This is a genomic window from Spirosoma areae (genome assembly GCF_054781775.1).
This window is the reverse complement of record NZ_BAAGTT010000026.1, coordinates 223892-241388: the sequence shown is the minus strand read 5'-3', so window position 1 is coordinate 241388 and position 17497 is coordinate 223892. Positions and strand designations below refer to the sequence as shown.

General features: G+C 51.6%; 15 protein-coding genes. 9 read left to right on the top strand and 6 right to left on the bottom strand.

Annotation, left to right across the window (positions count from 1 at the left end; translation table 11 throughout):
• Window positions 1-30 precede the first annotated feature (30 nt).
• Both ACYVI1_RS13940 and ACYVI1_RS13935 read right to left on the bottom strand, forming a co-directional pair.
• A complete protein-coding gene (locus tag ACYVI1_RS13940) occupies window positions 31-480 on the bottom strand; it encodes a hypothetical protein (RefSeq protein ID WP_460911116.1) in 450 nt (149 codons plus the stop codon).
• A gap of 132 nt (window positions 481-612) precedes the next feature.
• Window positions 613-1176: a Crp/Fnr family transcriptional regulator gene (locus ACYVI1_RS13935; RefSeq protein ID WP_460911114.1), complete on the bottom strand. Its 564-nt coding sequence runs from the start codon at window positions 1174-1176 to the stop codon at window positions 613-615.
• Window positions 1177-1699: 523 nt separating this feature from the next.
• On the opposite strand from ACYVI1_RS13935, the gene creD reads away from it, so the two are divergent.
• Window positions 1700-3073, top strand: a complete 1374-nt coding sequence (gene creD, locus ACYVI1_RS13930; RefSeq protein ID WP_460911112.1) for a cell envelope integrity protein CreD — start codon at window positions 1700-1702, stop codon at window positions 3071-3073.
• A gap of 143 nt (window positions 3074-3216) precedes the next feature.
• On the opposite strand, the gene ACYVI1_RS13925 is transcribed toward creD, so the two are convergent.
• A complete protein-coding gene (locus ACYVI1_RS13925; RefSeq protein WP_460911110.1) occupies window positions 3217-5094 on the bottom strand; it encodes a glycoside hydrolase family 13 protein in 1878 nt (625 codons plus the stop codon).
• A gap of 152 nt (window positions 5095-5246) precedes the next feature.
• On the opposite strand from ACYVI1_RS13925, the gene ACYVI1_RS13920 reads away from it, so the two are divergent.
• Together ACYVI1_RS13920 and ACYVI1_RS13915 are read left to right on the top strand one after the other, a co-directional pair.
• Window positions 5247-6980 carry an alpha-amylase family glycosyl hydrolase gene (locus ACYVI1_RS13920; RefSeq protein ID WP_460911108.1) on the top strand — a complete coding sequence of 578 codons (1734 nt, stop codon included), beginning with the start codon at window positions 5247-5249 and terminating at the stop codon, window positions 6978-6980.
• Between the two features lie 62 nt (window positions 6981-7042).
• The gene (locus tag ACYVI1_RS13915; protein WP_460911106.1) at window positions 7043-7909 is read left to right on the top strand and encodes an N-acetylmuramoyl-L-alanine amidase-like domain-containing protein; all 867 of its coding nucleotides are present in this window, start codon (window positions 7043-7045) and stop codon (window positions 7907-7909) included.
• Between the two features lie 417 nt (window positions 7910-8326).
• Here ACYVI1_RS13915 and ACYVI1_RS13910 read toward each other — a convergent pair whose 3' ends face one another.
• Window positions 8327-8599 (bottom strand): hypothetical protein, encoded by a 273-nt coding sequence (locus tag ACYVI1_RS13910; RefSeq protein ID WP_460911104.1) that lies wholly within the window; start codon window positions 8597-8599, stop codon window positions 8327-8329.
• Between the two features lie 203 nt (window positions 8600-8802).
• The gene (locus ACYVI1_RS13905) at window positions 8803-10296 is read right to left on the bottom strand and encodes an alpha-amylase (protein ID WP_460911102.1); all 1494 of its coding nucleotides are present in this window, start codon (window positions 10294-10296) and stop codon (window positions 8803-8805) included.
• Between the two features lie 100 nt (window positions 10297-10396).
• Here ACYVI1_RS13905 and ACYVI1_RS13900 point away from each other — a divergent pair, with 100 nt between their 5' ends.
• Complete coding sequence (locus ACYVI1_RS13900; RefSeq protein ID WP_460911100.1) at window positions 10397-10537, top strand: hypothetical protein; 141 nt, start codon at window positions 10397-10399, stop codon at window positions 10535-10537.
• 283 nt (window positions 10538-10820) lie between these two features.
• Window positions 10821-11612 (top strand): hypothetical protein, encoded by a 792-nt coding sequence (locus ACYVI1_RS13895; RefSeq protein WP_460911098.1) that lies wholly within the window; start codon window positions 10821-10823, stop codon window positions 11610-11612.
• A 114-nt stretch (window positions 11613-11726) separates the two neighbouring features.
• On the opposite strand, the gene ACYVI1_RS13890 is transcribed toward ACYVI1_RS13895, so the two are convergent.
• The gene (locus ACYVI1_RS13890; RefSeq protein ID WP_460911096.1) at window positions 11727-12662 is read right to left on the bottom strand and encodes a LysR family transcriptional regulator; all 936 of its coding nucleotides are present in this window, start codon (window positions 12660-12662) and stop codon (window positions 11727-11729) included.
• A 131-nt stretch (window positions 12663-12793) separates the two neighbouring features.
• Here ACYVI1_RS13890 and ACYVI1_RS13885 point away from each other — a divergent pair, with 131 nt between their 5' ends.
• The 4 genes from ACYVI1_RS13885 (at window position 12794) to ACYVI1_RS13870 (ending at window position 17456) form a co-directional block, all read left to right on the top strand.
• Entirely contained in the window at window positions 12794-13354 is a 561-nt protein-coding gene (locus ACYVI1_RS13885) for a DUF3237 domain-containing protein (RefSeq protein WP_460911094.1), read from the top strand.
• A gap of 100 nt (window positions 13355-13454) precedes the next feature.
• Window positions 13455-14783 carry a spinster family MFS transporter gene (locus ACYVI1_RS13880; RefSeq protein ID WP_460911092.1) on the top strand — a complete coding sequence of 443 codons (1329 nt, stop codon included), beginning with the start codon at window positions 13455-13457 and terminating at the stop codon, window positions 14781-14783.
• Window positions 14780-15550: a crotonase/enoyl-CoA hydratase family protein gene (locus ACYVI1_RS13875; RefSeq protein WP_460911090.1), complete on the top strand. Its 771-nt coding sequence runs from the start codon at window positions 14780-14782 to the stop codon at window positions 15548-15550. Before ACYVI1_RS13880 ends, ACYVI1_RS13875 begins: the two co-directional genes overlap by 4 nt.
• Before the next feature lie 88 nt (window positions 15551-15638).
• Complete coding sequence (locus ACYVI1_RS13870; RefSeq protein ID WP_460911088.1) at window positions 15639-17456, top strand: feruloyl-CoA synthase; 1818 nt, start codon at window positions 15639-15641, stop codon at window positions 17454-17456.
• The last annotated feature ends 41 nt before the right edge of the window (window positions 17457-17497 follow it).

The following is a 17497-nucleotide window of genomic DNA, read 5'->3' as shown; positions in this document are numbered from 1 at the left end:
ACGTACATTTTTAGAGATCGATTGAGTTAATTACCAGGCGAAGGAATAGCTGATGCCCGGCGTCGGATTTAGTTTAAGTGTTTCGCCGGGAGCCGCCAGCACAGCCGCACCCAGCCGCAGATTCAACCCCTTCCAGACCATCCAGCGAAAGCCAGCCTCACCCATTACCCCGTTTTTGGCTTCATAGTCGCGATTCAGCCCCCGGACGTAGGAAAGGGAGGTATAAAATGAGGATGGATTTGGTTGTTGGCCGACGGGCAGAAACCAGTAGGTCAGCCCCGTTCTGATGAAAGAGGTGGTAACCCCCGATGTAAAGTTGGTCGGGTAATAGCCCGCGTGAAGGGAAATGTGGCTCCGGCGGTATTCCAGCCCAATGGAGGGATTACGAAAGCCATTGATGCTGATCTCGTGGCGCGAAAAGCGTTGGGCAATCAGGGGGCCTGACAACAGCAGTAGTCCAGCCAGAATGAATTGTTTCATATCGTCTTTTAGTTGTGATTGACGATACAAAGGTCATTGGCGGTTAGGCGAATCTTATGGACAAATGTCTAAATCGCTATAAGACAGAGTTCACATTGACAAAGTTTTGAACTTTGTCAATGTTATTCGCACCTATCGAATGTTGCCGCGAATACGACTCAGATGACGGGGCGTAACGCCCAGAATAGACGCTAAATGCTGAAGGGGCACTGCCTGCAATAAATGCGGTTCGTCGGTCATTAATTTCTGATACCGCTCTTCAGCGGTTAGGATTAGCAAATTAAACCGGCTGTCCTCAATGCAGTTGATCTGGTCTTCGAGCAGCCCAATATAGAAGGACTCGAAGGGCGGAAGGTCACGGCGAAGTTGTTCGAATGCAGGCTTATTGATAACCCAAATCACGCCGTCGGTCAGGGCGCGGATGGTTTCGCGGGCGGGCTTCTGTTTTAGAAAACTGCTTAAGGAAACCAGAAATCCGCCGGGTCCGGGGGTGTAAGTCGTCATTTCGTCGCCGTCGCGGGTGCAGAAGTACTGAAAAACCCCTTTTTCGACGAATCCCAACTGCTGACTGATCTGACCCTCCTGTAAATAGAGGTCTCCCTTACGAAGCGTCTGCCGACGAAACTGCTGCACAATGGCGTTTTGCTGAGTAGTATCAAAACCACTTTCCCCAAAAAATGCGCTTAATCCCTCCATTGTATTATCGGTTTATAAAGCGTTGCTATGGATGCTGTTGCGCGTGACTGGCTGTCAAAATAATTGCTTCTACAACCTCTAATTGGCTCGCGTAGTCAGGCTGCCTGACCCTGTCGGAGTCAAACAGCCTGATAAAAATAGATTAATGTGAATCCGCCTGGTTTAGAAGCTGTCTAAATTTCTTAAAATTACCTGCGGATTCCCCTTGCTGTGTCCTCACGGCGACCTGTGCCGGTCCGCCGGTGCGGTCAGCCATTGTTTGGCCTACCGGGGAGGTTGCTGCCTCCGTGGCGCGGTGAGGACACAGCAACGGGGAAAGTACACGATTCTAATTTTTAGACAGCCTCTTATAGTTACAGAAAAAATAGAATCCACGGCATTTAACAGGCCTTCACGAAGCAAAACGTGCTGTACATTAACAGTTCCTGAGCACCAACGCAAAAAAAGTTACGCTAAAAATTGCAAAGTCAGGTAATTATCATTTTACTTTGCATCACAAAGTACTTTTAATTTATCAAAAAAAATGGAACAATCGCCTTTGCCCGTTCAGTCCGATTCGTTAATCGACCGCATCAATCGCTGGCTTCGTACCTCTACGATGCTCAAATTAGTTGTTATTGGCATTTTAGTATTGGTGCTGCTGATTCCTACCAATATGCTGCAATCATTGATTCAGGAACGGGAATCCACCCGTAATCAGGCCATTGCGGAGGTCAGCGCCAAATGGGGTGGCGAACAAACGATTGGCGGTCCGGTGCTGTCGGTTCCATATGAAGTCGTCAGCAAAGACGCGAAAGGGCAGGTAGAAAGCCATACGGCCTATGCCCATTTCTTACCCGACGATTTATCGTTCGACGGCGCTATCCGCCCCGAACAGCGAAACCGGGGCATTTTTGTTGTTATGCTCTACAACACACGATTGACAATTCGGGGCAGTTTCAAAAAGCCATCGGTTACCTCGCTGGGCTTATCGCCCGACCTCATGCAGTGGAACAAGGCGTTTATCTCGCTGGGCGTCAGCGATATGAAAGGCATTCGCGACGCCATCACCTTTCGGGTCAACAACAAAATGCTGGCCGTTGAGCCGGGTATTCCGAGCAATGACCTTCTCCCGTCGGGCGTTAACGTTCCCATTGCGCTGGATGCCGAAACGTTCCAGTTTGAATCGGTTATCAACCTGAACGGGAGCACTCAGTTGAGTTTTCTGCCGTTTGGCAAAGAAACGCGGGTACGGCTCCAATCGCCCTGGCCAACGCCGAGTTTCACGGGGTCTTTTCTGCCTGATCAGCGCAGCCTGACACCGCAGGGTTTCCAGGCGTCGTGGAAAGTGCTGCAGGTCAACCGGAATTTCCCTCAGCAGGGCATCGGCAAATTTCTGAGCAATGCCGAAAACACAGCGGGCGGAATACCCGCCTTTGGGGTTAAGTTGCTTTTGCCCGTCGATGAATACCAGAAAACGATGCGCTCGGCCAAGTACGGCGTCATGTTTATTATGCTGACGTTTGTTGCCTTTTTCTTTGTCGAAATCCTTGACCGCCGACGCATCCATCCCATTCAGTATCTGCTGGTTGGCTTTGCCATCTGCCTGTTCTACCTATTGCTGCTGTCCATCTCCGAACACATATCGTTCGACTGGGCATACCTGATTGGGAGCGGGATTATCCTGACGCTGATTACGTTTTATGTCCGCTATGTTTTCCAGAATCTCCGCCTGACAATACTCTTCAGCACGGTGCTGGCTTTGCTCTACGGGTTCTTCTACTCGCTGCTTCAGTTGGAAGATTATTCGTTGCTGCTGGGCAGTTTCGGTCTGTTGCTGATATTGGGCATTATTATGTATCTGACCCGCCACATTGACTGGTACCGGGCCTATGAAGCGGAAGCAACGAGGGTTTGAACGCCTGTTTGAAGCACTACTCACTGTACCCCCACATCCCCTGAAAGGGACTTTGCTTAAAAGTGAACAAAATCTCTTTCAGGGGATGTGGGGGTATGTGAAACCGGAAGAATATAGAGCTACTCTGCCATCTACCGGATTACTTACTTCACCAACTCCAGTACCACCGCCGATTTAGCGGGCAATTTCACGAAGGCCAGGTCGGTGAGCGTTTCGTCGGTAACGACATTGCGGGCCGACTTTGTGCCCTTCATTCGCTCGGCGAACCGGGCTGTATCGAGCGAAATCTCTTTGTCGCCGGTGTTCGTCGCAACCATAACGGTTTTGGCGTTATCATACCGAAAATACACATACGTTCCCTCCTGGGGCACAAACTGCATGAGTTTGCCCGACTGCACAACCGGATTGTTACGCCGATACGTCGCTAATTTCCTGACATACTGAACTGCTTCATTCTCGCGGTTATTTCGCCCGGCCGTCTCAAACTTGTTGGCCCTATCACCCGGAAAACCGCCCGGAAAATCTTTCCGAACTTCGGCATCCGTTGGGTTTTTGGTGCCGTTCATCAGAATTTCGGTACCGTAGTACCAGTGCGGAATGCCGCGCATCGTCAGCAGCCAGGTAACGCCGATTTTGAATTTATCGAAATCATCGCCAATGACCGACAGGAAGCGGTCCGTATCGTGGTTTTCCAGGAACGTTACCAGCTTATTCGGATCGGCATATACATCGTCCTGAGCCAGTACCTGATGAATCCGGTTCACCCCCGAATCCCAGTTATACGGTTGATTCAGGGCATCGTTAAACGCATTATAGAGCACGAAATCCAGCGCTCCCGGCTGGTTGCTTTTGAAGGGAAAGCCAACCGTGTTCTTCACAAAAAAAGCCTGCCCAACCGGGTTGTTCACCACCGATTCGCCGAAGAGGTGAATTTTCGGGTACTCGTCCATCAGCGCCTGGTTACAGCGGTTCAGGAACGCAAGATCGTTGTATTTATAGGTATCAATCCGCCACGCATCGAGGTTGAACATCTCCGTCGACCAGATGGCGTGCTGAATCAGGAAGTTGGCAACGAACGGGTTGCGCTGGTTCAGATCGGGCAGAAAGGGCGTAAACCAGCCATCGAGCACACCTTTCCGGTCTGCAACCGACCCGTTCGGATCGTAGAGCGACTGTTCTTTATGGGTCGAGCCGGTATAGGAAGGCCACTGATTGAGCCAGTCTTTGGCAGGTTGATCTTTAAACAAAAAGTGGTCGTCGCTGATGTGGTTATAGACCGCGTCCTGCACTAATTTCATGCCCCGTTTGTGCAGAGCCGCTGCCAGTTCAATGTAGCCTTCGTTGCCGCCAAAGCGTTTGTCGATCTGGTAATGATCGGTAAAGTGATAGCCGTGATACCCCGCCTGATTGCGGTCGGGGCCTTCTTTTTTCAGCGTTTCGTCGTTATTGATGACCGGCGTCAGCCAGAGCGCCGTTACGCCGAGGTCCTGCAAATAATCGAGGTGGTTGATAATGCCTTTGAAGTCGCCCCCATGCCGCAGATACGGGCTTTTCGTGTCGGCCTGTGCATCGAGCATATCCGGGAATTTATCATTGGCCGGATCGCCGTTGGCAAAGCGGTCGGGCATGATGAGGTAGATAAAATCGGCGGCCGTAACCCCCTGCCCTTTCGGCGTTCTGGTGCGTGCTCTGAGTTCAAACGGCTGGCTGAGGGTCTGGTTGCCGCGCTTACCCACCACCCGCACCGTGCCGGGTTTTGTAGCGGGTGCAATGGTCAGGTCCAGAAGCGCATAGTTGGGACTTTCGACCGTATGTGTTTTCACTAATTTCACCCCGGCATAACTGATTGTATACGTCAGTTTGCCTGCATTAGGCCCATAGACAAGCAGTTGCAGCGTTGGATTTTTCATGCCTACCCACCAGTTTGTGGGATTAATACGCTGAATCTGCGCCTGTTGGGCGAAAGCTGGACAGCATAGCAATAGCAATGCCAGGAGAATACCCGGATAATTTCGTTTCATAGGTTTGATCATTGGAAATAGACGATATGTTCGTTTTGACTACGAATAATGCAACAAGAACGCAAAAATAACGCAGTATTTTCGCCGAAAAAGGCCATAGTTTTGCGGGTACCAATCCAATAGCTTCCGTAGCCTGAATTTTACCTGACCGCATGTACACGTCCTCTGTCGTCCCGGTGATGGATAAACTGATTATCTATCAGATTTTTACGCGTCTGTTTGGCAACCAGACAACCACCAACCGCATTAACGGCTCCCGCGACGAAAATGGCGTTGGTAAATTCAACGATATCAACCACGAGGCTCTTCAGGCTATCCGGCAATTCGGCGCGTCGCATATCTGGTACACGGGTGTTATTGAACACGCCACTCAAACCGACTACTCCGCCGAGGGCATTCGCCCCGACGATCCGGCGGTGGTGAAAGGCCGGGCCGGTTCGCCCTATGCCATCAAAGATTATTACGATGTTGACCCCGATCTGGCCGTGAGCGTGCCCGACCGGATGGCCGAGTTTGAGGCTCTGGTGCACCGAACGCACGCCTGTGGTCTAAAGGTTATCCTTGATTTTGTGCCGAACCATGTGGCCCGGCAGTATGCCTCCGATGCCAAACCAGCCGGGGTTGTCGACCTGGGGCAGAACGACGACACAACGGTTGGTTTCTCGCCCAGCAACAATTTTTATTACCTGCCGGGGCAAACGTTCATCCCCCCAACCCCCAATGGGGGAGACGTGAACGCCCCCGTTGGGGGTTGGGGGGATGAGTACCCGGCTAAAATCACCGGTAGTGGGTCGATTACCGCAATGCCCGACATCAACGACTGGTACGAAACGGTTAAGCTGAATTATGGACTCAACCTGTTCGATTGGAGTCAGCATTTCGACCCCATTCCGGCTACCTGGCAGCAAATGCTCGACATTCTGCTGTTCTGGGCCGGCAAAGGCATCGACGGCTTTCGGTGCGACATGGCCCATCTGGTGCCGGTCGAGTTTTGGCGGTGGGCCATCGGGCGCGTCAAACAACAGCATCCCCGCCTGATTTTTATTGCCGAGATTTACGATCCGGGCTTATACCGTTCCTTTATTTTTGAGGGCGGATTTGATTATCTGTACGATAAAGTCGGGCTTTACGATGCTGTCCGGCGATTGATGGAAGGGCATGGTTCCTGCTACGAACTCACCCGCGTATGGCAGCAGGAATCGGGCGATTTCGCCCAGCACATGCTTCGCTTCCTGGAAACGCACGATGAGCAGCGCATTGCCTCACGCTTCTTTACCAATGATCCCTGGGCGGCTGTGCCGGGCATGACCCTGGTGGCGACCATGCACACCGGACCAATGCTGCTGTATTTTGGCCAGGAAGCCGGCGTTCGGGCCGAGGGCGCAGAAGGGTTCAGTGGTGATGATGGCCGTACAACTATCTTCGATTACTGGGGGCTTCCCGACTGGCAGGGGTGGATAAATAAAGGCCGGTATGATGGCGCCGGGCTAACCGATAACCAGCGCAGTTTGCGGGCTTTCTACCAGAGTCTCAATCATTTGGTCAGCAATTCCGATGCGATTCAGAACGGATATTTCTACGATTTGCAATATGCCAACGATAACGGGCAAAGTGCAGGATACGACGCCCAGCAGCTATATAGTTACCTGCGCTTTACGGACCGACAGAAATTACTGATTATCTGCAATTTTTCGTCGCAGAACACCTATACTACGTCTATTCGAATTCCCAGTCACGCGTTTGGTTTGCTGGGACTGAAGGCTGACCAGACGCTCAGTTTCACGGATATTTTCCTGTCGAACACTAATGTCGAAGGCATTGGTCAGGCGGGTATTTTTTTGTTGCTGCCCCCGCGAAGTGTACGGGTACTGGAAATTAAACAGTAGCTTATGGTACTTTTCCGTTCCAGCTACGTCTACAGACTATCGTTGAACCTATCCAGCCGTCTATGATGAACCGATTTACGCTGTTTTTAGTAGTATTGACACCGCTGGCCGGACAAACTCAGGATGTATTGTTCACCAATCTGACGAATGCAGGTGGTAGAACACCCATTGAAACATCCGTTCAGTTGGGCAAGCGGTTTCTGGGTAAACCCTACGTTTCGCATACGCTCGACCAAAACCCAACGGAGCAACTGGTAGTGAATGTTGGGGCATTCGATTGCACAACGTATATAGAAACCGTGCTGGCTTTATCGCTGGCCTGGCATGGCGTATCGGACCGGCAGAATCAGAAACTTCTGGAGCAGTCATTTCGCAGCTACCTAACCAAACTTCGCTACCGGGATAGCCGGGTCGATGGTTATGGCAGTCGTCTGCACTATTTCTCAGACTGGCTCCGCACGAATGAACGCAAGGGGCTGCTGAGCGACGTGACCCATGAATTACCGGGTAACATCCTGGTGGCCAAGCCACTTTCGTACATGACCTCGGCCGTCTATAACTACCCGCAATTGCACGATTCGACCATTTTCAAACAGGTGGCCCTCACAGAAGCCTCGCTTAGCCAGCAATCCTTTTCGTTTATCCCCAAGAAAAACATCCGGCAGGCTGAAGCACAACTTCAGGAGGGCGACATTGTGATGCTGACGGCCGCCCGGCCCGGCCTGGATATGAAGCATGTTGGCCTGGCCGTGCGGCAACCCAACGGCCGGATTCACCTGATGCACGCATCCTCCGATCAGGGCGCAGTGGTCGTAACGAGGTATCCGCTGAGTAATTATGTGCTTTGGCATAAGCAACTATCGGGAATTCGGGTAGCCCGACTTCGGCCTGGAGGGGCCTTAACAACAATAGTTTTACAAGATAGGTAATAGACGTAAACGGAGCGATATGAGGATAGCCCGAGTGCGCGTAGGCGACCCCGCATGGGGTTTTTCATACCCCACTGATACCCCTTAAACGACGGGCTACAAATGGCTCGCTCCTTGTCGTTAATTAAGCGAACGGGTTTTGTGACTAATTACGGAGTTCAGCGTCTTAAGCCTGAATTTTGAGTAGACACTCTAGTCACATCGGGCTGCTCGCTATTCTGGTCTATTTGGTACACCTCCGTAATCCTTCGTATTGTGTCTACTCGTAAAAAATCCTTATTGCCCGGTCCCTGGACATTGATATTTCTCGTTGGTGGTTTGTTATTTATCCTCACAGTGCGGCTGATCTGGCAGGCACTTTTTTAGGTGGTCTTACTTCTGCGGCCAATATACGACACAGGGAGCCAAACAGGCTTTTTAGTTGGTTGACCGGCAAACGGTCTGCACCGTTTTGGTGAGTGTATAGGTTCCACCGAGCGGTTCGCTGGCTGAGAACTTCTGCTCCAGATTCGCTTTTTCAGCCTGATCACAGGTGGAGTGGTCGATACGATACGGGGCTGGGATCTTGTAGGTTGGCGAATTGGTCTTGTAGGTAACCGAAGAGGTGCAGGTGTAACAGGTCTGCGCGTCTGGCTTCTGACAGCTATAGCATGAACTCAGTAAGAGCAGGAGAAGAAAACATGTCTTCATAGCTATGTCCCATTATTGTTCTAAGAGAAGCGAACTGGCTACGGCTCCAATGAACTGCTAATTAAGGATCAGGCTCGTTGTAGAGCACCCGCAGTTTAGGAGCCAGTATGACCCAGTCAGGTCTACACGCTGCAATTAGTATGCCAATAATTGATCATTTACCCATAAATCATTATGGGAGCGCTCCCGATAAATTATCCGACTTAGTAGACCTGCGGCACCCAGACGGCATAGTTGCCAGGCTCGACCCTGAACGAACCGGTTCCGCTGTTATCCGTCCGGACAGTGCCCGTGCTGTTGCCGGTTTTGTCTACCAGCGTAGCATTCAGAAACGGCGTCCGAACGGCACGAGTGGCGGCAGTGCGGCCATCGTTGAGCAACATGAGCAGGCCGGCATGGGTACTATCGCCCGAGCGGGAGAAAACATACACATCGGCGTCGTTGATTGTGGTGTACTCATAGGCGGCACCGTAGGCGTTCTCACGCCGAATCTGCATCAGCTTCCTGATTTTGCTTCCCAAACCATACTCGTAGAAGTCGCGGTAAAAAACACACGGATACCCTTTGTGCCGGAGCAGGATATACGAGTAGGCCAGCATCTTCAGATTAACCACCGGCGAATACAGCGCCCCTGTTTTATCGTCGGTGTCATGATTATCGACAAAGGAGACGGCCTGGTCGCCATTGGATTCGATAAAACCGGCAAATTGGAGCCCCCGCATATCCCAGGCTCCGTTGCCGTCGCTCATCTTTTTGAAGAGGTAATGCAGCGGAACATCGAACAGACTCATCCGGTTGCCGGTGCGGGCAGCATAATCCTGTAAGTTCGCAATGTTGTTAAGCCAGGCCTCGCCCACCGCAAACCGCGACGGACCTTTAACCCGGTCGAGCCATTCGTTCACAAAGGGCGTATGGATGTGCTTGACGGCGTCGAGCCGGTAGCCATCCAGCCCAAGACTGGTGGTTAGCAGGTTGCCCCACTTCACCAGCTCTTCTACCTGAGTCCGGTCGGTATAACGGATTTCGCAACCCATCAGGTTGTCATACGCATCTCCGTTATAATAGGGTTGAAAATCCCAGTTGGGGCCGTTGAGCTTGTACCATTGGTTGTACTGCTGCACACCGTTGAAATTTGCCGCCGACCACTTAAAGGAGCTGTATTTATTGCCCCGCCCCGGAAACGTAAAGCCCGTCCAGAGCAGTTGACCGTTGATGTTCTCCTGATAGTCGGCAAACATCTGGTGGTTCATGACGATATCAGCATAGACGGCGACGCCCTTGGTTTTAAAGGCCGAAATTGTTGACACGAGTTGATTCAGCGTACCGTAGCGGGTGGGAACGGAGCCTTTCTGGTTAAACTCACCGAGGTCGTAGCGGTCATAGACATCATAGCCAACAGATGAGGCCCCACCGCCACCCTTGTGCAGGGGTGGTAGCCAGATAGCCGTGAAGCCAGCCTGTGCCAGCTCGGCCGATTTAACCTGTAGGTTTTGCCACCAGCTACCAGCCGGCGTTTGAGCTGGTACGTTCCAGTAGAAACCCTGAAGCATGACGCCAGCCGGGTTAACGGTAGTGGCTGCCAGCCGCCCGGCTTTCTGGGGCGCGTTCTGGTCGACGAGAGCAACGGGTTCGCAGGCCGAGATCGCGGCTAAAGTGTAAATGCAGAAACAGCAGTGGAAAATGCGGGACGTTTTCAAGAGTAGTACGGCAGAAAAATAAGGTTCAGAAAGAGGACTTCAGTCAAGTGTAAATCGCAATCATACTAAATAAAGCGCACAGTTGCAAAGCACACTCGGAATGCACGTCAAAAAGGCCGCTGCTGCGGTCGTAGCATCTGTAGCGAATAAAGGCTGTTACGACCAGGCTGCCGCCAGGCCGTTGGCCACCGATGATTTTATAGAACGACTCGCTTACGATTATTCCGTTTCTACGGGTTAAATTCAGGCACCGTTGAGTACATCCTGCATCCGTGGTGCTTCACCAAAATAGATACTGTGGATTCTGCGGATCGTATTACCCTGATTGTCAGACACAATAACATTAACAGAATCGATAGAAACTAATTTGGCCGAGTAGTAGTAATGTAAATGAGTATACTTTACTGGAAAAATCAAGGTAGCAGGAGGTTCGACCCTGGCTACCTACAGGAGATGTTTCTGTTGGCAAAACAGGGATACCGGGGCGAGCCGATATACCGGGCTTAACTTATCAAACCAGCTTTATGAGTGAACCACCTACTGGCTTATTAAGCAAAGTGCCAACCAACATTAAGCTTCCCGGCATTGGCAGGTCGATTGGTAATGTTCTAACTTTTCTGATTCTGATTTCTGTACTAACCGCAGGTTGTACCATCCTTTGGAAACCCTTAGGCTACCTGGTTCCATGGCTATTTGTTGGCCGGGTCTATCGACCTTTATTCAGCGAATATACCTATGGATGGAAGCTTCAGGGCGTCTACAAAAGGGATATCTGGGCTAAGTATGGGCAACGGTATCTTAAAAATCAACTTGTTGTCGACAAAGCCAATAAAATCTATTACACCCCTCAACAGCGGGCCATTGCCCGAATTGAAGGAACGATTAAGGCCGTTATTTTTGGGGTTGCCATTATGCTGGTTGCCATGAGCAAAGAAAAAGTAAAAACAGTACCAAAAGCCCCCTTAACCATTAAAAACCTAACTATTGGCTCGTCAGTAAGCACGCTTAAACAGCAGGAAAACGATAAACTTCAGGCCATCGGGGATTCCTGGTTTTATGTTGACAATACGGTGTATGCTCAGGAGCGGGGAAACCTGGATTATCATGTTGAGCAGGGCGTTATCGAGGCAATAAAGTTTACACCAGCCGATGCCACAGCCTACCCACGGCTGGCCACGTTGCTCTACGCTAAATACGGTGCGGCTCAGGACACATCAGGTCAGACCCTGACCTGGGCAACGGATTCAGTACGGCTGGAGTTGAGCAAACCGCCTTTCCTGAAGTTGCAGCTACATAAAGCTGGCCTGTTTCGTTAACTGACAAACGCACCTGAGTAGCCGATAATAGGTACGGCCAAGACACATTTGACTCTATTGAGCCATTTGCACCGCATCTGGATTAGACGAGGTTCAGTGCTACTACCAGACCGGTCATGAAGTAGGGGTGTATGTAGTCGACACCTGCAACTTCACCAACTCGCTCAGTGCCTGCGCTAACGGCGCTGGCTGGTCAGATTTATGAATCAGAACGTGCTGAATAACAATCTGTTTGAAGGGCGTTCCATCGGCGTTGAGGATAGGCATCGATAGCAGATGGGGTTCCTGCTGTAAATCGAGCGAAGCCGGGATGAACGCAATCCCTTTCCCCAGCCGAACCATACTTTTCAGCAGGTCGAAGGAGGGCACAATCTGCACGATATTGCTCTCGCGATTAACGTTAGCCTGACGACAAATCTCCTCGATTTGCCCGAAAAACAGCCCGGCTTCCCGTCCGTGGTCAATCCACTTTTCGTGTTGGAGTTGCTCCAGCCGGACCGCCTGTTGGGTAGCCAGCGGGTGGTCCCGATTCATTAGAATCATGTAATCAGCTTCGGCATAAGGCGTTGCCGTTAAGCCTTCGCAGACTAACGGCAGTACGGTCATGCCCAAATCAACCCGGTCGTTAGCCACCCATTCCTGCACCTGAACTGTATTGGGCAACTCAACAAGTTTGATGTCAACGGTCGGGAAGTGGGTCGAGAACAGTTCGAGCATCCCCATAATCCGTTCGGGTAGAATCAGTTTGAAAACGCCCAGCGTAACCACCTGCTGTTTAGCCCCGGCCTGGCGGACATTTCGGATGGCTTTCTCACTCAGTTGCAGAATTCGCTTAGCTTCGAGTAGAAAGATAGCCCCGGCATCGGTCAGTTCTACCTTATGCCATTGCGTGCGCTTGATGGCGTCGAACAGGTCCACCCCAAGTTCAGCTTCCAGCAACTTAATCTGCTGACTAAGGGCGGGTTGTGAAATGAATAGCCGCTGGGCGGCACGGCCAAAGTGCAGTTCTTCAGCTACGCTTATGAAGTACTTTAACTGCCGTAATTCCATAATGAAAAACAGGATGAAATGGGAAATGGGACGCGGATTAATAAGCTCTACTTATCACAAGGTAAGAAAGAACGATTAGACTTTACCGATATTATTTTGTCTTTTTGTTACGTCATACCCGAAGACAGTCGATGAAGAAAAAGGCGCTATTTTCCAATGGTCTGCTGGTTTGCCTGCTCGTTTTCCAATCGTCGGTTCAGAGTTGGGCACAGCAGCCGTCAGCACCTGTCAGTCCGCAGGCTCCTCAATTAGAATTCGTTTGTGAGTTGAAGGTCAAAATTGCCCCGGCCTTAACGGTTGGCGAAACCCCACACGGCACCCGGCGCATCATTCCCATAACGGGCGGTACGTTCAGCGGCCCCAATCTGAAAGGAACGATTATCAATGGTGGGGCCGACTGGCAGATTCTCCGCAAAGACGGAACCACCGAATTGAACGCCCTCTATACACTCCAAACCGACGATGGCACCCTTATTTACGTCAACAACAAAGGCATTCGGGTTGCCACGCCCGAAGTAGCTGCCCGCATTGCACGGGGCGAAAAAGTCAGTCCCGATGCCTATTATTTCCGGGCCGTCCCCAGCTTTGAAACCCCGCCCGGCAAATACGAATGGCTGATGCAAACGCTGTTTATCTCGAAAGGCATTCGCGACCCGGACGGGGTGATTATTCAGGTATGGAAAATTCTTTAAATTAATGGATAATGAATAATGAACAGTATGCAACAGCCATGCACCTGACAGCTAATGGGATTGCTGTGCATTATTCATTTCCCATTATCCATTCCCTTTTATGAACACTAACTCCTCTCTCCGTACTGCCTGGTATGCTGTCTTCATTCTGACGCTGGCCAATATTTCATCCTTCATCGACCGGCAAATTTTGAGCCTGCTGGTGAAGCCCATCAAGCGCGATTTACACCTGAGCGATACAGAGATGAGCCTGTTGATGGGACTTAGCTTTGCTATTTTTTATACGGTTTTTGGTGTGCTCATTGGTCGTTTGGCCGACCGCCACAGCCGCCGGAACATTATCATTGGCGGCATTGCGGTCTGGAGTCTGATGACCACCTTTTGCGGGGGTGTCCGTTCGTATGGGCAGTTTTTTCTGGCCCGGATGGGTGTCGGCGTCGGCGAGGCTACCTTGTCGCCCTCGGCCTATTCCATCATTGCCGACTACTTTCCCAAAAACCGGCTGGCTACGGCCCTAAGCGTTTTTTCGCTGGGGGTTTTTCTGGGGTCTGGCCTGGCTATGCTGATTGGCTCCGGCATTGTGGCCAAAATCCCCACCGAAGGCATGGTACAGGTGCCCATTCTGGGGTCTATTTTCCCGTGGCAGCTTATTTTTCTGTATATCGGTTTGCCAGGTTTATTCGTAGCGGGGCTGTTGTTCACCGTCCGGGAACCCACCCGCACCAATACCCTGCAAAAAGGCGGTGAACGGGTTACCTTATCGCTGGGCGAATCGATGTCCATTATTTTTCGGCACCGCACGGCCTACCTGCTCATCTGTTTTGCCACGGCCTTTGGCGCATTAGTCAATTACGGCTGCAACGCCTGGATTCCCACATTCGTGGCCCGCACTTACGGGTGGGAGATTTCCAAAGCGGGCGCTTATTATGGGCTGGTGCTGGTGGCTTCTTCCATATCAGGAGCTCTGTTTGGCGGCTGGTACGCCGATAAATTAGTGAAACGGGGCATATCCGATGGTCGTTTGCGGGTAGGGCTGCTGGGCGGCATTGGCTGTTTGCTGGCTGCTGGACTGCCGTTACTACCCCGCGCCGAATGGGCACTGCTGATGGTTTTCATCCCAAGCTTTGCCCTGGCGGCTCCGTTTGGGGCTGCAACGGCGGCTATTCAGGAAATCATGCCAAATCAGGTGCGGGCGCTGGCCTCCTCTATTTTCCTGTTTATTCTCAATCTCATCGGAATCGGCTTAGGGCCAACGTCAGTAGCGCTCTTTACCGATTATATTTTCCACAACGAACAGGATATCCGGTACTCATTAGTGCTGCTCTACCTGATTGGCGGAGTAATGATGCTGTCACTAACCTATTTAGCCTTGAAACCCTATCGGAAGGCGATTTTAAGCTCCCAACCCGTTATTCAACCGATAGCATGACCCCTTTTTTAACCACCAAAATCCAGGACAACATTCTGCTGGTCAAGCTCAACCGGCCCGAAAAGCGGAATGCGCTGAATGACGAACTAATTCTGGGTATCGAGCAACTATTTGCCAACATACCGGCTGGGGTCGGCTGTGCCATCCTCTACGGCGAAGGCCAGCATTTCAGTGCCGGTCTCGACCTGTCAGCCCTCACCGAACGCGATGCGGTGCAGGGGCTGCATCATTCCCGGATGTGGCACCGGGCCTTAGACCGCGTGCAATTTGGCACCGTCCCCGTGATTGCTGTGCTGCACGGGGCCTGCGTAGGGGGAGGACTGGAATTAGCCAGTGCCTGCCATATCCGGGTGGCCGAAACCTCCACGTTTTATGCCCTGCCCGAAGGACAGCGCGGCATTTTTGTGGGTGGGGGCGCTTCGGTTCGCGTGCCGAAATTAATTGGCCTGGCCCGCATGACCGACATGATGCTCACGGGTCGGGTCTATCCGGCTGAGGAAGGCATGGCGATTGGCTTGTCGCAGTACGTGGTTGAGGAAGGCAAGGGACTGGAACACGCGCTGGAGTTGGCCCGGAAAGTGGCTTCCAACGTCGGTATGACCAATTACGCGCTCATGCACATTTTGCCACGCATCGTTGATTCAGCGCAGGACCAGGGATTGATGATGGAATCACTAACAGCGGCTATTGCCCAGAATGCGCCCGAAGCGAAAGCGCGATTAAAGGAGTTTTTGGATGGTAAGGCTAAGAAAGTAGGCGAATCATAAATAGAACGCAGATTTTTATGATTCTTATGGTTTATCATGATCTTAAAAAACCATATCAATCATAAAAATCTGCGTTCCATCTCATCTGATGATGACTGGAACAGAAACTAAAACATTCGGCCCGACCGCTACTCGAAAAACGATTCGGGCTGATGGCTCTATGTTACTTCAATCAGAACAACCTTTAGCCGCATTCCCCCAAAAACTGACCGAAAAGCTACTTTACTGGGCCGCCCAAACGCCCGATAAACCGTTCCTTGCCCGCCGTAATTTAGCCGGACCGGTCCGGCGTTCCGGCTGGCAGAAACTGACGTATCATCAAACGTTACAAAAAGTAGAACGCATTGCCCAATACCTACTTAATCAGAAGTTTTCGAGCGGGCAAACCATTGCCATACTGTCCGAAAACAGCCTCGAACATGCGCTGCTGGCGTTGGCGGCCGTTCATGTTGGCATACCCTATTCCCCGATTTCGCCCCCATACTCACTGGTTTCCGACGACTTTGGGAAACTCAAACACACATTGCAGGCCCTCACGCCAAAATTAATTTTCGCCCAAAACGGAAGGGTGTACGGCAAGGCATTAGCGTTGGCAAAAGAACGTTTCCCCGATGCTATCATCGTATCGGTTGATGAAGCTACTGAAGTTTCGTTTGCCGAATTGACTGACACTCAGCCCACCCAGGCCGTTCAACTGGCCCACGAGCGTGTAACGGCCGATACCGTCGCCAAGATTCTGTTCACGTCTGGTTCAACGGGTTTGCCCAAGGGCGTTATCAATACGCAGCGGATGTGGTGCGCCAATCTACAGCAGATTACGCAGGCGTTTCCGTGTATGGCTACCGAACCGCCCGTTTTTGTGGACTGGCTACCCTGGAATCACACCTTTGGCGGAAACCATAATTTTGGCCTGACGCTCTACAACGGGGGAACCCTGTACATCGACGACGGGAAGCCGACCCCAAAAGGCATTGAAGCGACTGTCCAAAACCTGCGGGAGATTTCCCCAACGGCCTATTTCAACGTACCGAAGGGCTTCGAGATGCTGATTCCGTATCTGGAAAAAGAACCTGAACTGCGAAGGACGTTTTTTAAAAATCTCCAGTTCTTTTTCTACGCTGGTGCCAGCCTGGCCCAACCGGTTTGGAATCGGCTGGAACAATTCGCCCAGGAAACAACGGGGCAGGTTGTCCCCATCGTCACTGGCTTAGGCTGTACCGAGTCCGGCCCATCGGCGCTGTTTGCCAACTGGGCGGGGAGTTATTCGGGGCTGTTGGGCGTACCCATCGCAGGCATGACCGTGAAATTGGTGCCCGATGGCGACAAACTGGAAATTCGTTACCGAGGTCCCAACGTAACGCCCGGCTACTGGCGCAATCCCGAAGCCTCCGCTGCCGCGTTTGATGCCGAGGGTTTCTACAAAACGGGTGATGCCGTTCGGTTTGTGGATGAAAATGAGCCAGATAAGGGCTTACTGTTTGACGGGCGTATCGCCGAAGATTTCAAACTCTCGACGGGCACCTGGGTAAACGTGGGCAGTTTGAAGGCAAAAGTCCTCTCGGCGGGGTCGCCCGTGGTGCAGGATGTGGTCATTGCGGGGCTGGACAAAGAATATGTCAGTGCGATTTTGTTTCTGAATCCCCACGCGTGCCGGGAACTGGCCAATCTGTCGCCCGACTGTTCAGCGACGGAAGCTTTTTTGCACGAGCGCGTTCAGCAGTACATTGACCAGTTGCTGCTGACATTGGGTGAAACGGCTACCGGAAGCGCCAATCGAATTGCCAAAGCGGTGATTGCCCTTGAGCCTCCCTCGATTGACCGGGGCGAAATCACCGATAAAGGCTCGTTGAATCAACGAGCGGTTCTGAAACACCGGGCTAAATTGGTGGACGAATTATATACATAACTTATCAGAAAGCCGGGTCATACATTTTTCATTGTACATTT

Excerpts from the sequence above, each read along its gene's own strand:
- ACYVI1_RS13940 (WP_460911116.1), bottom strand. The coding sequence starts at position 480 with ATGAAACAATTCATTCTGGCTGGACTACTGCTGTTGTCAGGCCCCCTG.
- creD (WP_460911112.1), top strand. The coding sequence starts at position 1,700 with ATGGAACAATCGCCTTTGCCCGTTCAGTCCGATTCGTTAATCGACCGC.
- ACYVI1_RS13880 (WP_460911092.1), top strand. The coding sequence starts at position 13,455 with ATGAACACTAACTCCTCTCTCCGTACTGCCTGGTATGCTGTCTTCATT.
- ACYVI1_RS13890 (WP_460911096.1), bottom strand. The coding sequence starts at position 12,662 with ATGGAATTACGGCAGTTAAAGTACTTCATAAGCGTAGCTGAAGAACTG.
- ACYVI1_RS13885 (WP_460911094.1), top strand. The coding sequence starts at position 12,794 with ATGAAGAAAAAGGCGCTATTTTCCAATGGTCTGCTGGTTTGCCTGCTC.
- ACYVI1_RS13915 (WP_460911106.1), top strand. The coding sequence starts at position 7,043 with ATGATGAACCGATTTACGCTGTTTTTAGTAGTATTGACACCGCTGGCC.
- ACYVI1_RS13870 (WP_460911088.1), top strand. The coding sequence starts at position 15,639 with ATGATGACTGGAACAGAAACTAAAACATTCGGCCCGACCGCTACTCGA.
- ACYVI1_RS13920 (WP_460911108.1), top strand. The coding sequence starts at position 5,247 with ATGTACACGTCCTCTGTCGTCCCGGTGATGGATAAACTGATTATCTAT.
- ACYVI1_RS13925 (WP_460911110.1), bottom strand. The coding sequence starts at position 5,094 with ATGAAACGAAATTATCCGGGTATTCTCCTGGCATTGCTATTGCTATGC.
- ACYVI1_RS13900 (WP_460911100.1), top strand. The coding sequence starts at position 10,397 with ATGCACGTCAAAAAGGCCGCTGCTGCGGTCGTAGCATCTGTAGCGAAT.
- ACYVI1_RS13935 (WP_460911114.1), bottom strand. The coding sequence starts at position 1,176 with ATGGAGGGATTAAGCGCATTTTTTGGGGAAAGTGGTTTTGATACTACT.
- ACYVI1_RS13895 (WP_460911098.1), top strand. The coding sequence starts at position 10,821 with ATGAGTGAACCACCTACTGGCTTATTAAGCAAAGTGCCAACCAACATT.
- ACYVI1_RS13910 (WP_460911104.1), bottom strand. The coding sequence starts at position 8,599 with ATGAAGACATGTTTTCTTCTCCTGCTCTTACTGAGTTCATGCTATAGC.
- ACYVI1_RS13875 (WP_460911090.1), top strand. The coding sequence starts at position 14,780 with ATGACCCCTTTTTTAACCACCAAAATCCAGGACAACATTCTGCTGGTC.